The following is a 17,646-nucleotide window of genomic DNA, read 5'->3' as shown; positions in this document are numbered from 1 at the left end:
TGTAATGACAATTTAATTATGCAACATAATGTTTTGATAATTTTTTATCAGCATGCTGCCGGGTGAATTTCCACTCTATCGTGCATTTGTTTTCATTTCTATCCTGAGTCCACTTTTCTAATGCTTCAGACAGCTTCTCTTTGCTTTCAATCCTTGTACCGGTGCATTGCCTGTCCATTATATTAATTTCGATCTCTGCCATATTGAGCCAACTGGCATGTTTGGGTGTATATATAAATCTTAGTTTTTTCATTAGTTCTTCTGCTTTCAGTTCACCAAAGGTTTCAATCAACGATCCTTCAAAGTGGGTGTTTAGATTATCCATCACCAGTTGAATATACTCCGCTTGTGGAAAATGCTTTTCTACTAAATCCAAAATAAAGTATGCAAAGTCGTGCTTCTTTCTTGTGTCAGTAACTTTTGTATAGCGCGTACCGGCTTTGGGTGCTATGGCCACAAAAATATTACAAGTACCTTTCCTTTTGTATTCATAATCGTATTTTTCTAAACTTCCCGGACGTGCGGCAATAGGGTGGCGATTATCTTCCAATAGCTGCTTGCTCTTCTCGTCCATACATACCAAAGGATGAAGAGAATCATAATCTTTTTTATACAAATCCAACAGACGGTACATGCGCTTTCTGTAATCCGGCGTTATTTTTTGTATGCACCACATTTTCTTTAGCCAAGGCTTACATTCATTTTTTTTAAAGTCAATCTTACCGACTCTCTGTTTACTGTCTCAAATCCTGGTTTTGACTTTATCTCCTTCGTTAGTAATCGTACTGTCCAGCGCTTCCTTCCATCGGGGCTGGGACTACAGGCTAAAGCTGCTAATTCCGCCTCGTGGTCTGTAGTGTATTTAACGGGTTGACCCGGACGTTCCTGTTCTTCCAACGCCTTTTCTATACCTGACTCCAAATAACGCTTTTTAGTTCGCCATATCGTTACTCTGTCCACATCCAAAAAATCTTCTATTTCAGTAGTCTTTTTACCTTTGTTTAGCAATAGCAATATATTAATCCGGTTATACCTGCGTAAACTCACATTACCAGACCGCTTTTGCTCTCCTAAATACAACAATTCTTTTTTGCTTAGCTTTATTTGTGTTGACATCTAAATTGATTTTAGTAACACAAATATAATAAATGTTTCTAAATTAATTTGTCAATACAGTAGTGGTGCGGAGCTGCAGCAGGTAAGCCAGGTTAATGCCGTTGTGCCGGTTGTGTAACAGATAGTATCCTCTTTGATAAAGAAGGATGGCATTATTGAGGTGTTCGTCTCCCTGCCCCTCCTCAAAGAGATGCTTTTCGATTGAACCCGCAAGTGCTACAGTTTCGGGATCGTTGGTTCGGGCCAGATCTATTTTTTCAAGGAGTTCAATGGCATTGTTCAATGCTGCAATATAGTTGGGCTGCTTTGCCTGGTAAGTGGCAAGTGCAAGCCGTTGAATGAGATACGTGTTATTGGAAACAGCTGGCGATTCCATGCCATCATGCACCATATGCAAAGCCGTTTCAAAAAGCGTTTTTGCAGCGTCAAACTGTTTTTTTTGCAAAGCTTCTTCTCCCTGTTTTATTATAAAGGAAAGAGAATGATCTTCTCCGGCACTTCCGCTTTCGGCGGCGCCGGCTTTTTCTGTTAATGCATCGCCAACCTGGCCTACTACCCTGTTCACCCCCGCTTTTAAAGAAGGAGGAATAAGGCCCTGAATAAAAGTATATACCGGGCTGTCTGGCAATTGAGTGTTTATAACGGTGTCAATGGTTTCGCCTAATAATTTTTGAAAGCGCAACACTTCAAAATAATCTATGCTGTCGCCGAGATGTGTATACCTGTTAATAACAATATGGTTTACATCAAAGGGATAACCCAGTAATGCTTCCGACATGATGATGGTGGTACACGGCTTTAATGCATGCCGGATACCCAGTTCATAAAAGGCGTTTACGTTGGCCGTAGAAAGATCGGCTATCACAATATCTGCGGAAAGCAATTGCTGGTACATTTGCAGATCAATGGAACCCGCATGGCGGATCTCATCTGCACGTATGCAGGCAATATTTTTACTTTCTACAACTGGTTTTATAAGCGCCTGGTACGATTTGTCGAGATTGAGCTTACGTCCCGTAGCCAAATCGGTTTTTATACCGAAACCCATTACCACGAAACATTTTTTTACGTTGGTCATATAAATGGAGTTTAGCTGAAAATTGTACTTGTTAAAACCGGTTATTACGGCAATGTTACCTGTGTGAACAGGAAATGCCCTACGGGTATTTGCCTGTTCCCCCAAACCATCCAGCCCTTATGCTCCGGTATTTCAGCAATAGATTTTACTTTGGTTTTATCTTCACCGGAATAACTTATAAATAGGTGAGCCATACTGCTTATAATTTATAATTTAAAAACCTGGTGCTTCAACAAAACCGGCCGGCGCTGTTTATTAATTTCTGAAGGTCGGCTTCCGTACAATCAATATAATTATAGATGGCGAACAGGGGTGGCATGTCATCGTCTTTCATAAAATTGATTGTTTTAATAATGCTTTTTTTTGTTCGCAGCTCCATTACTTTAGCGCATTGAAATTCATCCCAGCACACATCCGATTGACTGTATTCGGGCGTTAAAATACATATCACCGATCTGGAATTTTGTATAGCTTCTGAAATTTGCCTGAGCCATAAGCCGCCCGGCGGTATACTGCTCCTGTCGTAAAAAATAGTAAGCGCATTTTTCTTTTCCTGCAGGGCTTTTACAAATTCATGTGCCGCTTCGGTTTGTTTATGCGAATAGCTGATGAACAGGTCATAGGCTGGAGTGGGTTTGGTATAGGGTTGCAATACTGCCGGTGGCACTGCGCCGGTTGATTCATTATGGCGTTCCGCATTTCCGGGAGCGTAAATTATTTCAGGTTCAGCAACTGCAGGATAAGGTGCTGCAGGTGGATGCGGGGGAAAGTTGCTTATGTTTTTTGTTTCCCGCGGCGTTGTTTTTGCCAGCGATTGTTGTACCTGTTCAAAAATGGGTAAAGCCGTATCTGCCTGTTCCTGCCGGTATAAAACCAATTTAATGCATTTCAGCGGCAGCCCTTTCTGCAGCCAGAAAACAGCGTTTTCTAATAAAGCAGGCAGCATTTTTTGCATAGGAACTTTTTGGTATCCGGTTGCCAGCACCGGCATAGCTATTTCATTATTACTTTCATCAAAGGCGAAAGTATTAATACACCTGAAAATATTTCCTACAATGGTTTGGGGTTCGGTAGAATGGTATTGCGGCTCAAAACAAAGGATTTTTTTAAAATTGAATTTGTTTTTTTGTTCGATGGAAAGCGGGGCGGATAGCCAGCATCCTAACCGGGCTACTAAATCCATTTCTTTATTTGCAGCCAATGCCTGAACGGAGAGTCCTTTTTTTTGAAGTGCCAGGAACAATGATCCTTCTAACGGCGTATAATCATTTGGAAAAGCGGAAACCACCAGTATATCAACAGCCTGTTCTTCAGGGATAGCGGAAAGATCACCCAACAGCAATTGAATAACTGCGTCTTTTTTGCCTGTTGGTATCGTTATTTGGGAGATGAGTTGCATGCGTACATATAGTTGTTTGATCAGGAAAGTTTTTCAATGCAGGTGGTAAGCCATGTTATGGCAGCTTCCTTTTGGGTGCGCAATAATTTCGTGTAAATTCTTTTTAAGTTTCCCGCGCTTGTTTCTTTTTCCCATTTGGCCGGGTTGCAGGTTAAGGCAGCAGCAAGAAATTCTTTAGATTTTGCTTCGTTCACATCCAGCGCGGCCAGTTCCAGTGCTGTTGCCTGTACCCAGTAGTTATTTTGTTTGGCTTCTAATTGCCTTTCTACCGAGTAGCTCACCAAAGGATAATATTTTTTAAACCTGGCGTCTTCCGCATTTTCAAAAAACAATAAGGTAAGTGCATTTACGCCGGGGTAAAAATCCCTGGGGTCTGCATCAAAACCCGCTAAATAGGCTTCTATGGCTTTACGCCGGTATGCCGCTGCCAGCAATTCATCGCCTGTATTATCATCCATAAGCCCTTTATATACAGCTCCCAGTAAGCCGTTCGTTTCGGGGTCGGGGCCGTATTTATTAATAATACCGGTAAGTATCCGCTCTGCCTCCTCTCTTTGCTTTGTTTTATTTAGTGCCAGCGCCAGTTGCTGGTGAAGATAGATATCGCCTTTTCTTTCCCGTTCTACCATAGGTTGTATCATACTTACTACTTCAGTGAAGGCATTCGTGGTTTTATAGGCGCTCATTAACGCGTATACCAGGTCGTAATTATATTTTAATGCTTTCCCTGCCGCTTTTTCTATGGCTTTTAACTGTTCTGTCAGCTTAATTTTTTCCTGCTCATTCAACATCTTCTCTTCATTGGATATGCCTTCTTTTTTATCCTTCATATCCCATTGTTTCCATTGCTTTACCAGCGTTTGAATTTGTTGCTTGGTATTATTGGTTTCATTGATGATTGCTTTGAAAGAGCCGGCATTTGCCTGCAGGGTATTTAATTCCGGAAAAACATAGGCGGGAATCATTTCGCTGATAGGACTGTCTGCCTGCGCTTGTTGGGCATCCAGGTTAATGCGTATAATATCCGAAAGGTCTTTGATCTTTTGTTCGCAGTTCAGTATTTCTCCTGCCTCAAAGTTATAGGGCAAAGCCCTCAGGGGTGCTACGTCAAACGGTAGCTTTGTATTAGCCTCAAATATACTAACCGTTGTAAAGGGCTTGGCTGCATGACGGATACCTAATTCGTAAAATACATTCGCATTGGCGAAACTGAGATCGGCAACGGCAAATTCGCAATACAACAGTCGCTCATACATGGGCTTGTGAATAAGTCCGCCACCTTTTTCCTCATCGGCCCGGATAGGCGACAGTCCTGCCAGTTCAATTGCTTTCTTAATAAAAGAACCGTATACTATATTAAAGTCAATTTCTTTTTTATTGCCATCCGTTTTTACGCCAAATGGCATCAGGACGAAACAGAGACTTGCCATTTATTATAGTTTAAAGGTATCTGCAAAATGATTTTCTTTCACCTCAGCGAAAGCGGCTTTCACGCCTATATCATACAATTCAAACCTGCTGGCTGCATTGCTCATTTCCGTTAACCCGTCAATTTCACGCTGGCTATACGCTTTTTTCATTAAGGGCTTTAACGTTTCGGCGTCAAGCCATAAATTATAGCGCAGGTACGACATGAGGCCACCATCTTTCTTGGAACCGCTGATGCAATCGTTTTCAAGCTTCCCTATTTCTCCGTCAATTGGCCATGCCGTAGGCGAATTGCTCAGCCATTGCATAATGATCTGGTTATGCCAGCTTGCATCCTGCATAAACATATCGGGTAATTGCTTCGCCCAGTTCAGGAGGTTATTCTTTTTAACATCAGCCGGAATTTGTTTCCACCTGCTCATGCCTGTACCTACGGAAACTATGAGCAAATTGTTAGCCCCGCATTTCCATTTAAAAGGGAATCCCTGTAAAGTGGCTACCATCAATAGCTGTAAGGCCGGATTATTGGCCATGCTAACGCCACCGTCTACAAAAGCAGCTTCATGCAACCCCCCGCCCACATCAATAACCTGGGGAAGGAAATAAGTGGGTGCTGCAGCACTTGCCCTTACCGCTTTCCACAGCGGTATATCTTTATTCAGTCCGTCTGCACTGTTAAAGTATTTACCGCCGGGATGATTGATCAATGGCCATACGCTGTTGGTATCCGCACGTTTTGCGATAATGCATAAGCCCGTTTTTATTTTATCGCTTTCGAGCGTAATAGCTCCAAATAGTTTCTGTAGCTCATCTTCAAGGGGTTTGGCCTTATAGGTTGCTTTCAGCAGGTCATCTATTTCAAATATCTTCCACCATTTGTATTTTTTACCGAATATTTTATCACCCAGATCCATGTACATTTCTTTTATATCCTGCACCTTCATGCCAATGGCCAGGCAGGAAGCTATAATAGACCCGGTGCTTGTTCCGCCAATCAAATCAAAATAATTGCAAAGACGGAAATCTGTATTATTACCATTTTGTTTTTTTAAAATGTCTTCGATCCGCTGCAGATAGCCGAGTGACAATGCGCCCCGGATGCCGCCGCCATCCAGCGCCAGTATTCGTTTGGGTGAGCTGTTGTTTGAAAGATGATCAGCAAGTGTCATGTTATTGAGTTTTGTGTGGTGAAGGATATTCCTGCCGGTATCCACGCATCAATATAGTTACTGGCATTTATATATACAATCCCCTAAACGGGTTATCCGGAATAGGTATATCCGGGAGTGGGCGGAGAAGTTACCGGGACCCCAAAGCTGATCACTAATTTTTTTTAGAGAACAGCGCAGCTTCAGCGCTTTTATTTTGAAATTGATAAGGTTGCGGTATATTTATGGCGTTATGACTATCGCTTTTATTCATAATGGCAGGGCCTTTTTGCCTGAGATTGATGCGTACATATCCTTTTTTGAAACTTTCACGGGAATAAAAACGGAGGTAAGAAAGTTGCCGGGTATTTTTAAGGCAGATGCTGATGTGGAATGGTATTTTATGGGTACTCAGGTAAGGCGGAAAAAAAACATAGTTGTTATTCATGAATATGCTTCCGCATCTATACCACCGTTTGCTGCTTTAAAGAATATTATAAAGAAAAATATAAACTGTTTGCCGGACTATAGGATATGCTATAGTGAATATGTTTACCGGCAGTTTAATTTTAGTGATAATATCCCGTATGGTTTGCGCGGGCATGGCATATTAGGCGGTGAAGCTGTTTCCAAAAAGTCCGAAAAACGGTATGATTTTGTTTATTCCGGGAATGTGGATGACAAAAGAGCACTTGATGGCTTGTTTAATTGTTTTACTGCGGGCAGGCTCAGGAACCACACATTACTTGTATTGAGTAAGGATTATGAAAAGATAGCCGGCCGGTTATCGGCCTATAGCAATATTTACTTTAAAGGCCCTGTTCCTTATTTCGAAGTGTATGCATATATTAGGCAGTGCAGGTTTGCTATTAATTTCATGCCGGATATTGTTCCTTTTAATGAACAGGTATCAGCTAAGTTTTTAGATTATGCGGCCTGTAAAATCCCGGTTATTACTTCAAATTACAAATGGATAAGGGAATTTGAAAAGCAATATGGCGGCCGGTATTTTTATCTTGAACCCGATCTGTCTAATTTCACCTGGGAAAACATTACGGCATTTATTTATGCTGCTCCGCTGCTGCAGGAATGGACATGGGAAAAGCAAATAAAAAAATCAGGAATAGTGGCATTTCTTCAAAAAAAATTTCCGGCTGTGCACAGGGTAATAAGCGCCGGCGGCGAAGGTTATTGAATTTATACCGCGTTTAGCATACTTTTATATAATTGTAATTGTCCTGTCCATATTGTTTCATTGGAAAAATGATCACGCGCAAATTTCCTTCCGTTTCTCCCGTATTGTACTCTTAGCTCCCCGTTAGTAATCAGTTTTTCCAGCAGGGTTGTTAGTGCCGCAACGTTTCCTTTTTCAAATAGTTCTCCATTTATGCCGGGCTGTACAGCATCTTTGCAGCCGGGTATATCGGAAGCAACCACGGGTACTTCCATTGCTGCCGCTTCAATCAGCACATTGGGGAAGCCCTCCCGTAAAGAGGGAAGAACAAGTATGTCTGTAATACTATAAAAGGGGATTACATCGTATAGCTTGCCCAGGTACATTACTTTATTACCATGATATAACTGATGAAGCAAATGCTCCGAAAACGGATTTTCCTCAACAATGGGCCCTGCAATTACCAGCCGTAAAGAAGGATAAGCTTTCTCCAGTACATTAAATACCTCAAAAAGCATATCTATGCCTTTGTCTTTTGACAAGCGGCCCAGGAAGCCCATTACCATATTATCTTTTTCCAGTCCAAGTCTTTCCTTTAGTGCGGCGTTGCCGGCGGGATCAGTATTTTTACCGGGAAACAGATGCAAATCAATACCATTGGCACTCCCTTTTCCTATTACCATCCCTTTCCCCAACGGAAGGATTTTTCTTTTTTCCGCATGCGTTTGTAAAGTAGCACTTACCACTATCACCTTACCCGCTATACCGCATGCTATTTTTTCTGTGGTAGTGATCAGCCGGCGTATTAAACCTTTTTTGGTATCTGATAATAGCCCATGAAGCGTAAATACCCGCTTTTTATGCCCGGTGATATAACCGGCCAGCATAATAAGAAAGCCCGATTTGGGATTGCCCGCGTTAATAATGTCGGGTCTTTCCCGCCGGATAAGGCGTATGATGCGCAGCAGTTGAAAAAAGTCGGTCAGCGGAGTGATTCTTTTCGTAAAGTTTACAGTGAATAACCGGGCGTTCTCTTTTTTACACAGCATGCTGATCTCTTCTCCCGGCCCGCTAACAATAATCACTTCAAACCCGTGCTGCACTAAAAAAGCTACCTGCCCTCTCAGGAAATTAGCGCAAAACGAGCTGGAAACACCTAATAGAATTTTCGGCATAATCAATTATATCATTTAAAAGTAAGGGTTCGGCATAATACCGTAAAAATTTATTCAATCAAAGTACAATAGATTATTTTAGCGCTGCATCTTTACCATTATTATTAACCAGTATTGTATCTTATTTTATATATTATTACCGGTCTGTTATATGTTACCGGCTTCAGCCTGTTGCTTCGCCGGTTAAACCATAAACAGGGAAAGCCGGTTGCAGACCAATGGCTGATAAGCGCCTTTGCGGCAAAAATAATAGCAGGACTTGCCTACGGCTACCTGTACGCGCATGTTTTTGAGGTAAGCGACAGTTGGGTATATTTTGAAGAGTCGCTTACTGAATATCATCAACTGCTTACCCATCCTTCCGTTTTTTTTTCTACGGGTATACACTTTAATAATGCCGGCGATTTTTTTTCTTCTGCCGATGATGCAGCCTGGAGTAATGCCGGTGAAAACTTATTAATTAAACTGCTTGCCGTTTTCAATGTATTCAGTGGTGGTAATTATTATATAAATGTCATTTTTTTTAATGCTTTATCTTTCTGCGGCCTTTACCGCTTGTATATGGTTGCCAAAAAACATATTCAAGGAAACAACCTGCTGGTGTTTGGCATTATCTTTTTCCTGCCTTCCTGCCTCTTCTGGAACAGCGGAATAGATAAAGATGGCTTAATGGTTTTTTTTACAGGGCTACTGATATATGCGGTAAGCTATTGTATTACTGTAAAAATAACGGCGTGGCAGGTAATGGTTTGCATTACCAGTTTTATGTTCATTTTTTTATTGCGTAATGTTAATGCGCTTATATTGCTGCCTGCAATAGCGGCATGGTGGATAGCTGTAAAATATCCCGTTAAGCCTTATATCCCGTTTCTGGTTATTTACAGTGCCGGCATCCTGTTCTTCTTTCTTTCCGCACGTCTTTCGCCGGCGTTTAACCTGCCGCTTAAACTTGCAGAAAAGCAACACCAGTTCTTAGCCTTGCAGGCCAATACCGTTTTGCCCCTCACTCCTCTGCAACCTACCATTAAAAGCTATGCAGCAATACTGCCACAGGCAGTTAATCATGTTTTTTTGCGGCCTTATGTTACAGAAATCAAGAGTCCTTTTCATTTAATGGCCTTTGGTGAAATAGTATTGATTATACTGGTTTTTATTTTTGCTGTTGCCTCCGCCGGAAAGCAAATACTTCATCACCTGGCACAGCCATTTTGCCTGTTTCTTATTGTGGTTGCTGTAAGCGGATTATTACTAATAGGGTATACTGTGCCATTTCCAGGCGCCATAGTACGGTATAAGGCGCTGTACGTTGTTTTTTTATTGCTTCCTTTTATTGCAATGCTTAAAGCAAAAACAAGAAACTTATAAATTATGATATAATTTATATGTAATTTTTTTTAAGAAATGACTATTTTTTAATGATTGTGATATTATTTTTAAAAATACTCATTGATTATTCCGAAAAAATAATATTTTTGCTCCGGATTTGATAATCATAAAAAAATAATATATTAAACTTAAATTAGATGGAGTCACTTCGGTTTAATGCAATCAATCATTTATCTGGTTTGGGCAAAGAAATTCTTGTAGAAGGGAATCGTAAAATAACCGGCATTTTTGGAGAAAACGTATTTACATTAAAAACGGCGCGCGAATATTTAAGTGATGAAGCATATAAAAGCCTGGTTGCTTCCATTAAAACCGGTAAAAAAATAGACCGTACCATGGGAAACCATATTGGTGCGGGCTTAAGGCATTGGGCGGAGGCTAAAGGCGTTACGCATTTTACGCATTGGTTTCAGCCGTTAACCGGCACAACAGCCGAAAAGCACGATTCTTTTTTTACACTCAAAGGCGATGGCACACCCATTGAAGAGTTTGACGGCGCCGCACTGATACAGCAGGAGCCGGATGCTTCTTCTTTTCCTTCCGGTGGCTTAAGGGCTACTTTTGAAGCAAGGGGCTATACCGCCTGGGATCCTACGTCTCCCATATTTATTATGAATATCGGCGATGCAAACACCCTTTGTATACCTACCATATTTGTTTCTTATACAGGCGAGTCTTTAGATACTAAAACCCCGCTGCTTCGCTCACTGGAGGCCTTAAATAAGGCTGCGGTAGATGTATGTAATTATTTTGATAAAAATATTACCAAGGTAATTGCCACATTAGGATGGGAGCAGGAATATTTTGTAGTAGATGCGGGATTAGCCAACGCCCGTCCCGATCTGATTATGACCGGCCGTACTGTTTTTGGTCATTCGCCCGCTAAAGGACAGCAATTAGAAGATCATTATTTTGGGTCTATTCCAGAAAGGATTTACGCGTTTATGAAAGATTTTGAAGAGGAAGCCTACCGGCTCGGTATTCCTTTAAGAACCCGGCATAACGAAGTAGCTCCGGCCCAGTTTGAGTGTGCCCCTATTTTTGAGGAGGCTAACCTGGCGGTGGATCATAATATTCTTTTAATGGACCTGATGACCAGGATCGCAAGGCGGCATAACCTGATGACCCTGTTGCACGAAAAACCTTTTGCAGGTATTAATGGTAGCGGTAAGCACAACAACTGGAGCATGTCAACCGATACAGGTGTTAACCTGTTAGCTCCGGGCAAAACGCCCAAAACCAATCTCATGTTCCTTACCTTTTTTGTGAATGTAATTAAAGCGGTGGATGATTACGCCGAACTGCTCCGCGCTTCTATTGCTTCTGCAGGTAATGATCACAGGCTGGGCGCCAATGAAGCGCCTCCCGCCATCATATCCGTATTCATTGGTAAATACCTGAATGAGGTGCTAACTGAAATTAAAACAAGGGTGGGCGATAACTTCTCTGAGCAGGATGAAATTCTTTTGAAATTAGATATCCATAAAAATATTCCTGAGCTCTTATTAGATAATACAGACCGTAACCGTACTTCTCCCTTTGCATTTACGGGTAACAAATTTGAGTTCCGCGCTGTAGGGTCTACGGCCAATTGCGGTATTCCTATGACTACCCTTAATGCTATAATGGCAAAAACCTTAACAAATTTTAAAAAGGAAGTGGATGCTTTGATTGAAAAAGGCGATAAAAAAGAAATTGCCATTATGCAGGTTATCCGCGAATATATAACCAGTTCCGAAAAAGTATTATTTGAAGGAGACGGATATAGTGAGGAGTGGCATCATGAAGCAGAACGGCGCGGTTTGCCTAATGTAAGAACAACGCCATTGGCATTGGATGCAATGGTTACGGAAAGTGCTAAAAAGATGTTTGCAGACATGGGTGTTTATCATCATTCCGAACTGGAAGCAAGGCACGAGATTGAGCTGGAAAAATATATTAAAAAGGTACAAATCGAAAGCCGCATTATGGGTGAGCTTTGCACCAGTCATATTTTACCCAGTTCAGTAAAATACCAGAATATTCTTATTAACAATATTAAGGGGTTGAAGGACCTGGGACTACCGGCAGCATCTTACGCCAACCAGTTGCAAATTCTTGAAAAAATATCGGAGCATATTGCAGAAGTAGCTGATGGTGTGGAAAAAATGATACAGGCAAGAAAGGTAGTGAACAAAATAGAAGGCACACGTACTAAAGCTATAGCTTACCAGAGCCAGGTTAAGGATGCGTATTTTGATAAGGTACGGTATCATGTAGATAAACTGGAATTGCTGGTAGACGACCAGTACTGGTTGCTGCCCAAATATCGCGAGTTATTATTTTTAAGATAGACACAAAGCCCCATAACTCAACGAACGCTTCTGGAATATTTCAGAAGCGTTTTAGTTTGTTGCAGGAGCAGCCCAGAGCCAGCCAATGGTAAACAGGAGCTAGGAAGAATATAATATGCTGCAGAAGGCTTCGCCCCGGCTAAACACACGCCCCCCCCCCTGGTTTTAAGCAGCGGATTTGAATACTAAAACTAAATTAATAGCCGTGATTACAACATTGTAAATGTGTCAAGAAATTTAGTAGTAAAATTGCCCTTTCTGAAGTCCTCGTTTCGCATAAGCTGCTGATGGAAAGGAATGGTAGTTTTTACGCCTTCAATTACATATTCGCTTAAGGCGCGGCTCATGGTATTGATAGCTTCCTCCCTGGTACGGGCAACAGCAATAATTTTACCGATCATGGAATCGTAATAGGGGGGAATAACATAGCCCGCATAAATATGCGAATCTATACGTACGCCATGTCCGCCCGGCTGGTGCAATACTGTTATTTTTCCGGGTGAAGGCCTGAAATCATTATACGGATCTTCCGCGTTAATCCGGCATTCTATGGCATGCATTTCGGGATAGTAGTTTCTGCCGGAAATGGATTCGCCGGAAGCGATCTTTATTTGTTCTTTTACCAGGTCAAAATTGGTTACTTCTTCTGTAACACAATGTTCCACCTGTATGCGGGTATTCATCTCCATAAAATAAAAATTCCTGTGTTTGTCCACAAGAAATTCTATTGTACCCACACTTTCGTAATTAATAGCGGAGGCCGCTTTTACTGCCGCTTCCCCCATTTTTTCACGCAGGTCATTTGTCATGAAAGGAGAAGGCGATTCTTCTACCAGCTTCTGGTGGCGGCGCTGAATAGAGCAATCTCTTTCGCTCATATGGCAAACCTTGCCGTAGCGGTCGCCGGCTATTTGAATTTCAATATGACGGGGTTCTTCTACAAATTTTTCCATGTATATCCCGTCATTCTTGAAGGAGGCCCCGGCCTCCGTTTTTGCGTTGTCATATGCTTTCTCTAATTCAGCCTCTTCCCAAACCACCCGCATTCCCTTACCACCACCACCTGCTGTTGCTTTTAAAATTACAGGATAACCTATCTCTTTTGCCAGTCCTTTTGCCTCATCTGCTGTTTCCAGCAATCCTTTGCCACCGGGTACTACAGGAACGCCTGCCTTGATCATGGTTTCCTTGGCCGTAATTTTATCGCCCATAGCGGTGATCATGCCGGGGGTGGGGCCAATAAATTTTATACCATGCTCGCAGCAAATTTGAGCGAAGCGGGCATTTTCGGCTAAAAAGCCGTATCCGGGGTGAATGGCATCGGCATTGGTAATTTCTACCGCTGCCATAAGATGAGGAATATTAAGATAAGAATCGGCGCTTTGCGGACGCCCGAGGCATACCGCTTCATCTGCAAACTTTACGTGCAGGCTGTCTTTATCTGCAGTGGAATATACCGCCACTGTTTTAATACCCATTTCCCTGCAGGTACGAATAATCCGCAATGCAATTTCACCACGGTTTGCAATAAGTATTTTTTTGAACATAGAATAATTAATGTGATAAAATGTGGGAAATATGAAAGTGTGGAAATATTAAAAATATCTACAAAACATTCATTTGTCACATTTTCATATTTTCACTTTTCCGCATTCTCTAATTGGGTTCTACCAAAAACAGCGGCTGGTCGTATTCCACGGGGCTGGCATCATCGGCAAGTATCTTTACGATTTTACCGCTCACTTCACTTTCAATTTCATTAAAAAGCTTCATCGCTTCAATAATACAAACTATTTTACCGGGCGTAACCTCATCGCCTACTTCGGCAAATAAAGGTTTATCGGGCGATGCGCGGCGGTAAAAAGTGCCTATCATAGGACTTTTAATAGTAATCAGGTTATCTGCCTTGGTTTCAGCCGCAGCTTTAGCTTTTTCCTGTGCGGTATCATTTGTTGGGGCCGAAGTAGTAAAAGACTGAGCAGGAGGTGGAGCAGATGATAGTACCTGGGTAATATGCTCTTCTTTTTGCCTTATTGTAATTTTAAAATCTTTATCTTCTACACTTATTTCTCCAATATTTGACTTGTTGATTATTTTTATCAACTCCTGAATTTGCTTAAAATCCATGTGGGTAAGTTTATTTTATGTAAACCGTCAATTGTTTTGAAACTGGCGGCTAAGATAGGAATTCAGGGTAAATATACCCAAAAATCAGTTCTTTACCCTTTCAACATATTCACCGTTTTTGGTATTGATCCTGATGAGTTCTCCTTCTTCTACAAACAAAGGTACCATTACTGTAGCTCCGGTTTCAATAGTGGCGGCTTTTAATGTACGGGTGGCCGTATCTCCTCTGATACCCGGCTCGCTGTAGGTAACCAGCACAATAATTTTATCCGGCAGTTCCACGCTCATAGGCAGTTCCGTTTCCGTATTAACCAGCACGGAAACTTCCTGGGCTTCCTTTAAAAACTGGGGGGCATCTATAAGAGACTCCTGTACTACAATCTGTTCAAAGGTTTCGTTATCCATAAAGTTGTATCCCGAATCATCTTTATACAAATACTGGTAGTTCTTTCTTTCTACTCTAACGGGGTAAATATTGTCGCCGGAGTTCCACGTTTTTTCAATGCTGCGGTTATTTTCCACCCCTTTAAGTTTGGCCCATACTTTGGCAGCGGCCCTGGCGGTTTTGTTTTCGCCGAACTCTATTACGCTATACAAACTGCCGTCTAATTTCAGGATCATGCCCCTGCTGATGTCTGCTGTACTTGCCATATAAAAGTTTTAAAAGTGGCGCAAAGATAAGAGGTTTTTGCTTTATACAACATAAGAACCGAAGTCAATACCGCATTTTTTCCCGCCGCGAATTATGCCATCTATTTAAATAATTTTCGGGTATTTTTGCGCTTATGGAGCACATCATTCCCAACGATATTCTGTCCGAAGAAAAACTTTCTTTTGATCGCTTCCGTGAAGAAGTGCTTAACGACTACCGCCTTGCATGTGAAAGCAGGGAAGCCAGCTTGCTGGGTCGTAAGGAGGTACTGACAGGGAAGGCTAAGTTCGGCATCTTCGGCGATGGTAAGGAAGTACCACAGATTGCCTTGTCTAAATTTTTTCAGCCGGGCGATTTTTACGCGGGATATTACCGCGATCAAACCATTGCCTTCGCTACAGAAACGGCTACTATAGAAGATTTTTTTGCGCAATTGTATGCCAACCCCAATGAAAAGGATGAGCCCCACAGTGCGGGAAGGCAGATGAACGCGCATTTCGCTTCATCCTTTGTAGATGAACGCGGTGAATTTCTTGACCTCATTAACCGTAAAAATATAACCAGCGGTATTGCTCCTACTGCCGGGCAAATGCCAAGGGCGCTGGGACTGGCTTTTGCTTCAAAAGTATTTCGTGAAGTTGAATTGCTGCACCAGTTTACCAGCCTCTCTGATCATGGAAATGAGGTTTGCTTTTGTACTATTGGCGATGCCTCTACTTCCGAAGGTCATTTTTGGGAAACGGTTAATGCCGCCGCGGTGCTGGAAGTGCCACTGGCTGTTTTTGTATGGGATGATGGGTATGGCATTTCTGTTCCTTCGGGCAACCAGATTGTGAAAGGTTCTATTTCAGATGCACTAAAAGGGTTTCAGAAAAAAGGCAATAGTACGGGGATAGATATTTATAAGGTGAAATGCTGGGATTACGCGGGGCTTTGCGAAATATTTGAGCAGGGTATCCAAAAAGTGCGTGACACGCATATTCCTGCTGTTTTTCATGTGGAAGAAGTAACGCAACCCCAGGGACATTCTACTTCGGGTAGTCATGAGCGTTATAAAACACAGGATCGCTTAGACTGGGAAAGGGAATGGGATTGTATAAAGAAAATGAAGGAATGGATCATTGCAAATGCGCTGGCGGAGGAAGAAGAGCTGAATATAATTGAGATCAGTGCCAAATCAACCATAAAAGCAGGCCGCCAGTTGGCCTGGGATAAATATGCTTCGCCCATTAAAGCGATGCTAACAAAAACTATTTCCTTTTTACAGGATGTTATTAATGAAGGGAAAGACAATACCGGGCGCATACAGGCTGCTGTTAAAAGCCTGCGGGCAAACCGCGAACCTGACCGGAGAGATATTTTAAAAGCCCTGGCAACCGGTGTTAACTTTAGCGGGGATGCTGCTGTGCAGCAATATTACAACAGGCTGCTTTCCGAACAAAGCGCATTGTATCATTCGCATTTGTATAATGAGGGAGCAAAAAGTTTGCAGCAGGTTCAGCCCACGGCTTTGCAATTCAATGACAACGCGCCACTTTTAAATGGTTACCAGATACTGAACCGGTATTTTGATGAGCTGTTTGCACACAATCCCAAAGTATTGGCCTTTGGTGAAGACCTGGGATTAATTGGCGATGTTAACCAGGGATTTGCGGGTTTGCAGCAGAAATACAGTGATAAAAGGGTTTTTGATACCGGTATCCGCGAGCTTACGATTATGGGACAGGGTATTGGTTTGGCCATGAGGGGCTTACGGCCTATAGCGGAAATTCAGTATGTTGATTATATGCTATACGGGCTGCAACCTTTAAGCGATGATGCAGCCTCTTTGCACTACCGTACCAAAGGCAAACAAAGCTGCCCCATTATTGTGCGTACCCGGGGGCACAGGCTGGAGGGTATATGGCATAGTGGTTCTCCGATGGGTATGCTGATTAATGCGCTTCGTGGATTTCATGTGTGCGTGCCGCGTAATATGGTGCAGGCGGCGGGCATGTATAATACCTTATTAGAAGTGAACGACCCGGCAATAATGATAGAATGCCTGAATGCTTACCGCCTCAAAGAAAAATTGCCGTCCAACCTTTTAAACTACCGGGTAGCGTTGGGCGTTCCTGAAATCATAAAAGAAGGGAGCGACCTTACCATTGTTTCCTATGGCGCTACTTTACGCATTGCGCATGAAGCAGCAATGCTGCTCGATGAAATGGGTATATATTGCGAGGTTATTGATGTACAAACCCTTTTGCCTTTCGATGTTAACAACAGTATTTTGGATTCTCTTAAAAAAACCAGCCGTATTATTTTTGCCGATGAAGATTTGCCTGGCGGGGCCGCGGCGTATATGTTTAATATGGTAATGGAAATACAGGGAGGATACCGCTGGTTAGATGTTGCGCCACGAACCATTACCGCGCAGCCGCACCGCCCGGCCTACGGAACAGACGGCGATTATTTCAGTAAGCCAAACGTAGAAGATTTTATCAGGGTGGTAAAGGAAATGATGAGTGAGTAAGGGGGGAGGGCGCAGGTTGCAGGTTACAAAGCTGAAAGGTGAAAGGTGAGAAAAGGAGTACCAGGCCGATCATTAGTAGTTTTTAGCTGACTGCTGATACCTCTTATAGCGTTTC

General features: G+C 42.3%; 13 protein-coding genes and 1 pseudogene. 4 read left to right on the top strand and 10 right to left on the bottom strand.

From position 1 onward, the window contains the following. Positions 1 to 16 precede the first annotated feature (16 nt). From VL121_RS02275 to VL121_RS02250, 6 genes and pseudogenes are all read right to left on the bottom strand, one after another. Positions 17 to 1,116: pseudogene (locus VL121_RS02275) on the bottom strand (IS630 family transposase). 43 nt (positions 1,117 to 1,159) lie between these two features. Beyond that, positions 1,160 to 2,194 (bottom strand): TRAFs-binding domain-containing protein, encoded by a 1,035-nt coding sequence (locus VL121_RS02270; RefSeq protein WP_325401724.1) that lies wholly within the window; start codon positions 2,192 to 2,194, stop codon positions 1,160 to 1,162. 44 nt (positions 2,195 to 2,238) lie between these two features. Continuing rightward, positions 2,239 to 2,388: a hypothetical protein gene (locus tag VL121_RS02265; RefSeq protein ID WP_325401722.1), complete on the bottom strand. Its 150-nt coding sequence runs from the start codon at positions 2,386 to 2,388 to the stop codon at positions 2,239 to 2,241. A 35-nt stretch (positions 2,389 to 2,423) separates the two neighbouring features. Then, positions 2,424 to 3,593 (bottom strand): toll/interleukin-1 receptor domain-containing protein, encoded by a 1,170-nt coding sequence (locus tag VL121_RS02260; RefSeq protein WP_325401720.1) that lies wholly within the window; start codon positions 3,591 to 3,593, stop codon positions 2,424 to 2,426. Between the two features lie 20 nt (positions 3,594 to 3,613). Beyond that, complete coding sequence (locus tag VL121_RS02255) at positions 3,614 to 5,023, bottom strand: TRAFs-binding domain-containing protein (RefSeq protein WP_325401718.1); 1,410 nt, start codon at positions 5,021 to 5,023, stop codon at positions 3,614 to 3,616. Between the two features lie 3 nt (positions 5,024 to 5,026). Further along, entirely contained in the window at positions 5,027 to 6,190 is a 1,164-nt protein-coding gene (locus VL121_RS02250; RefSeq protein ID WP_325401716.1) for a patatin-like phospholipase family protein, read from the bottom strand. Between the two features lie 232 nt (positions 6,191 to 6,422). On the opposite strand from VL121_RS02250, the gene VL121_RS02245 reads away from it, so the two are divergent. Then, positions 6,423 to 7,364: a glycosyltransferase family protein gene (locus VL121_RS02245; RefSeq protein ID WP_325401714.1), complete on the top strand. Its 942-nt coding sequence runs from the start codon at positions 6,423 to 6,425 to the stop codon at positions 7,362 to 7,364. 2 nt (positions 7,365 to 7,366) lie between these two features. Here VL121_RS02245 and VL121_RS02240 read toward each other — a convergent pair whose 3' ends face one another. Beyond that, positions 7,367 to 8,518: a glycosyltransferase family 4 protein gene (locus VL121_RS02240; protein WP_325401712.1), complete on the bottom strand. Its 1,152-nt coding sequence runs from the start codon at positions 8,516 to 8,518 to the stop codon at positions 7,367 to 7,369. A gap of 114 nt (positions 8,519 to 8,632) precedes the next feature. Between VL121_RS02240 and VL121_RS02235 the strand changes: the two genes are divergently transcribed. Together VL121_RS02235 and VL121_RS02230 are read left to right on the top strand one after the other, a co-directional pair. Further along, a complete protein-coding gene (locus VL121_RS02235) occupies positions 8,633 to 9,883 on the top strand; it encodes a hypothetical protein (RefSeq protein WP_325401710.1) in 1,251 nt (416 codons plus the stop codon). 158 nt (positions 9,884 to 10,041) lie between these two features. Then, entirely contained in the window at positions 10,042 to 12,237 is a 2,196-nt protein-coding gene (locus VL121_RS02230; RefSeq protein WP_325401708.1) for a glutamine synthetase III family protein, read from the top strand. 209 nt (positions 12,238 to 12,446) lie between these two features. Here the strand turns inward: VL121_RS02230 and accC are convergent, their stop codons facing one another. The 3 genes from accC to efp form a co-directional block, all read right to left on the bottom strand. Continuing rightward, entirely contained in the window at positions 12,447 to 13,784 is a 1,338-nt protein-coding gene (gene accC / locus VL121_RS02225; RefSeq protein WP_325401706.1) for an acetyl-CoA carboxylase biotin carboxylase subunit, read from the bottom strand. 109 nt (positions 13,785 to 13,893) lie between these two features. After that, positions 13,894 to 14,364 carry an acetyl-CoA carboxylase biotin carboxyl carrier protein gene (gene accB, locus VL121_RS02220; RefSeq protein ID WP_325401704.1) on the bottom strand — a complete coding sequence of 157 codons (471 nt, stop codon included), beginning with the start codon at positions 14,362 to 14,364 and terminating at the stop codon, positions 13,894 to 13,896. 84 nt (positions 14,365 to 14,448) lie between these two features. After that, positions 14,449 to 15,015 carry an elongation factor P gene (efp, locus tag VL121_RS02215; protein WP_325401702.1) on the bottom strand — a complete coding sequence of 189 codons (567 nt, stop codon included), beginning with the start codon at positions 15,013 to 15,015 and terminating at the stop codon, positions 14,449 to 14,451. A 134-nt stretch (positions 15,016 to 15,149) separates the two neighbouring features. Between efp and VL121_RS02210 the strand changes: the two genes are divergently transcribed. Beyond that, on the top strand, positions 15,150 to 17,531 hold the full coding sequence (locus tag VL121_RS02210; protein ID WP_325401700.1) for an alpha-ketoacid dehydrogenase subunit alpha/beta: 2,382 nt from the start codon (positions 15,150 to 15,152) through the stop codon (positions 17,529 to 17,531). Positions 17,532 to 17,646: the final 115 nt, after the last annotated feature.

Origin of the sequence: Agriterribacter sp., assembly GCF_035497235.1 — a bacterium.
Classification (GTDB): Bacteria; Bacteroidota; Bacteroidia; order Chitinophagales; family Chitinophagaceae; genus Agriterribacter.
This window is presented reverse-complemented; position numbering and strand designations above follow the sequence as displayed.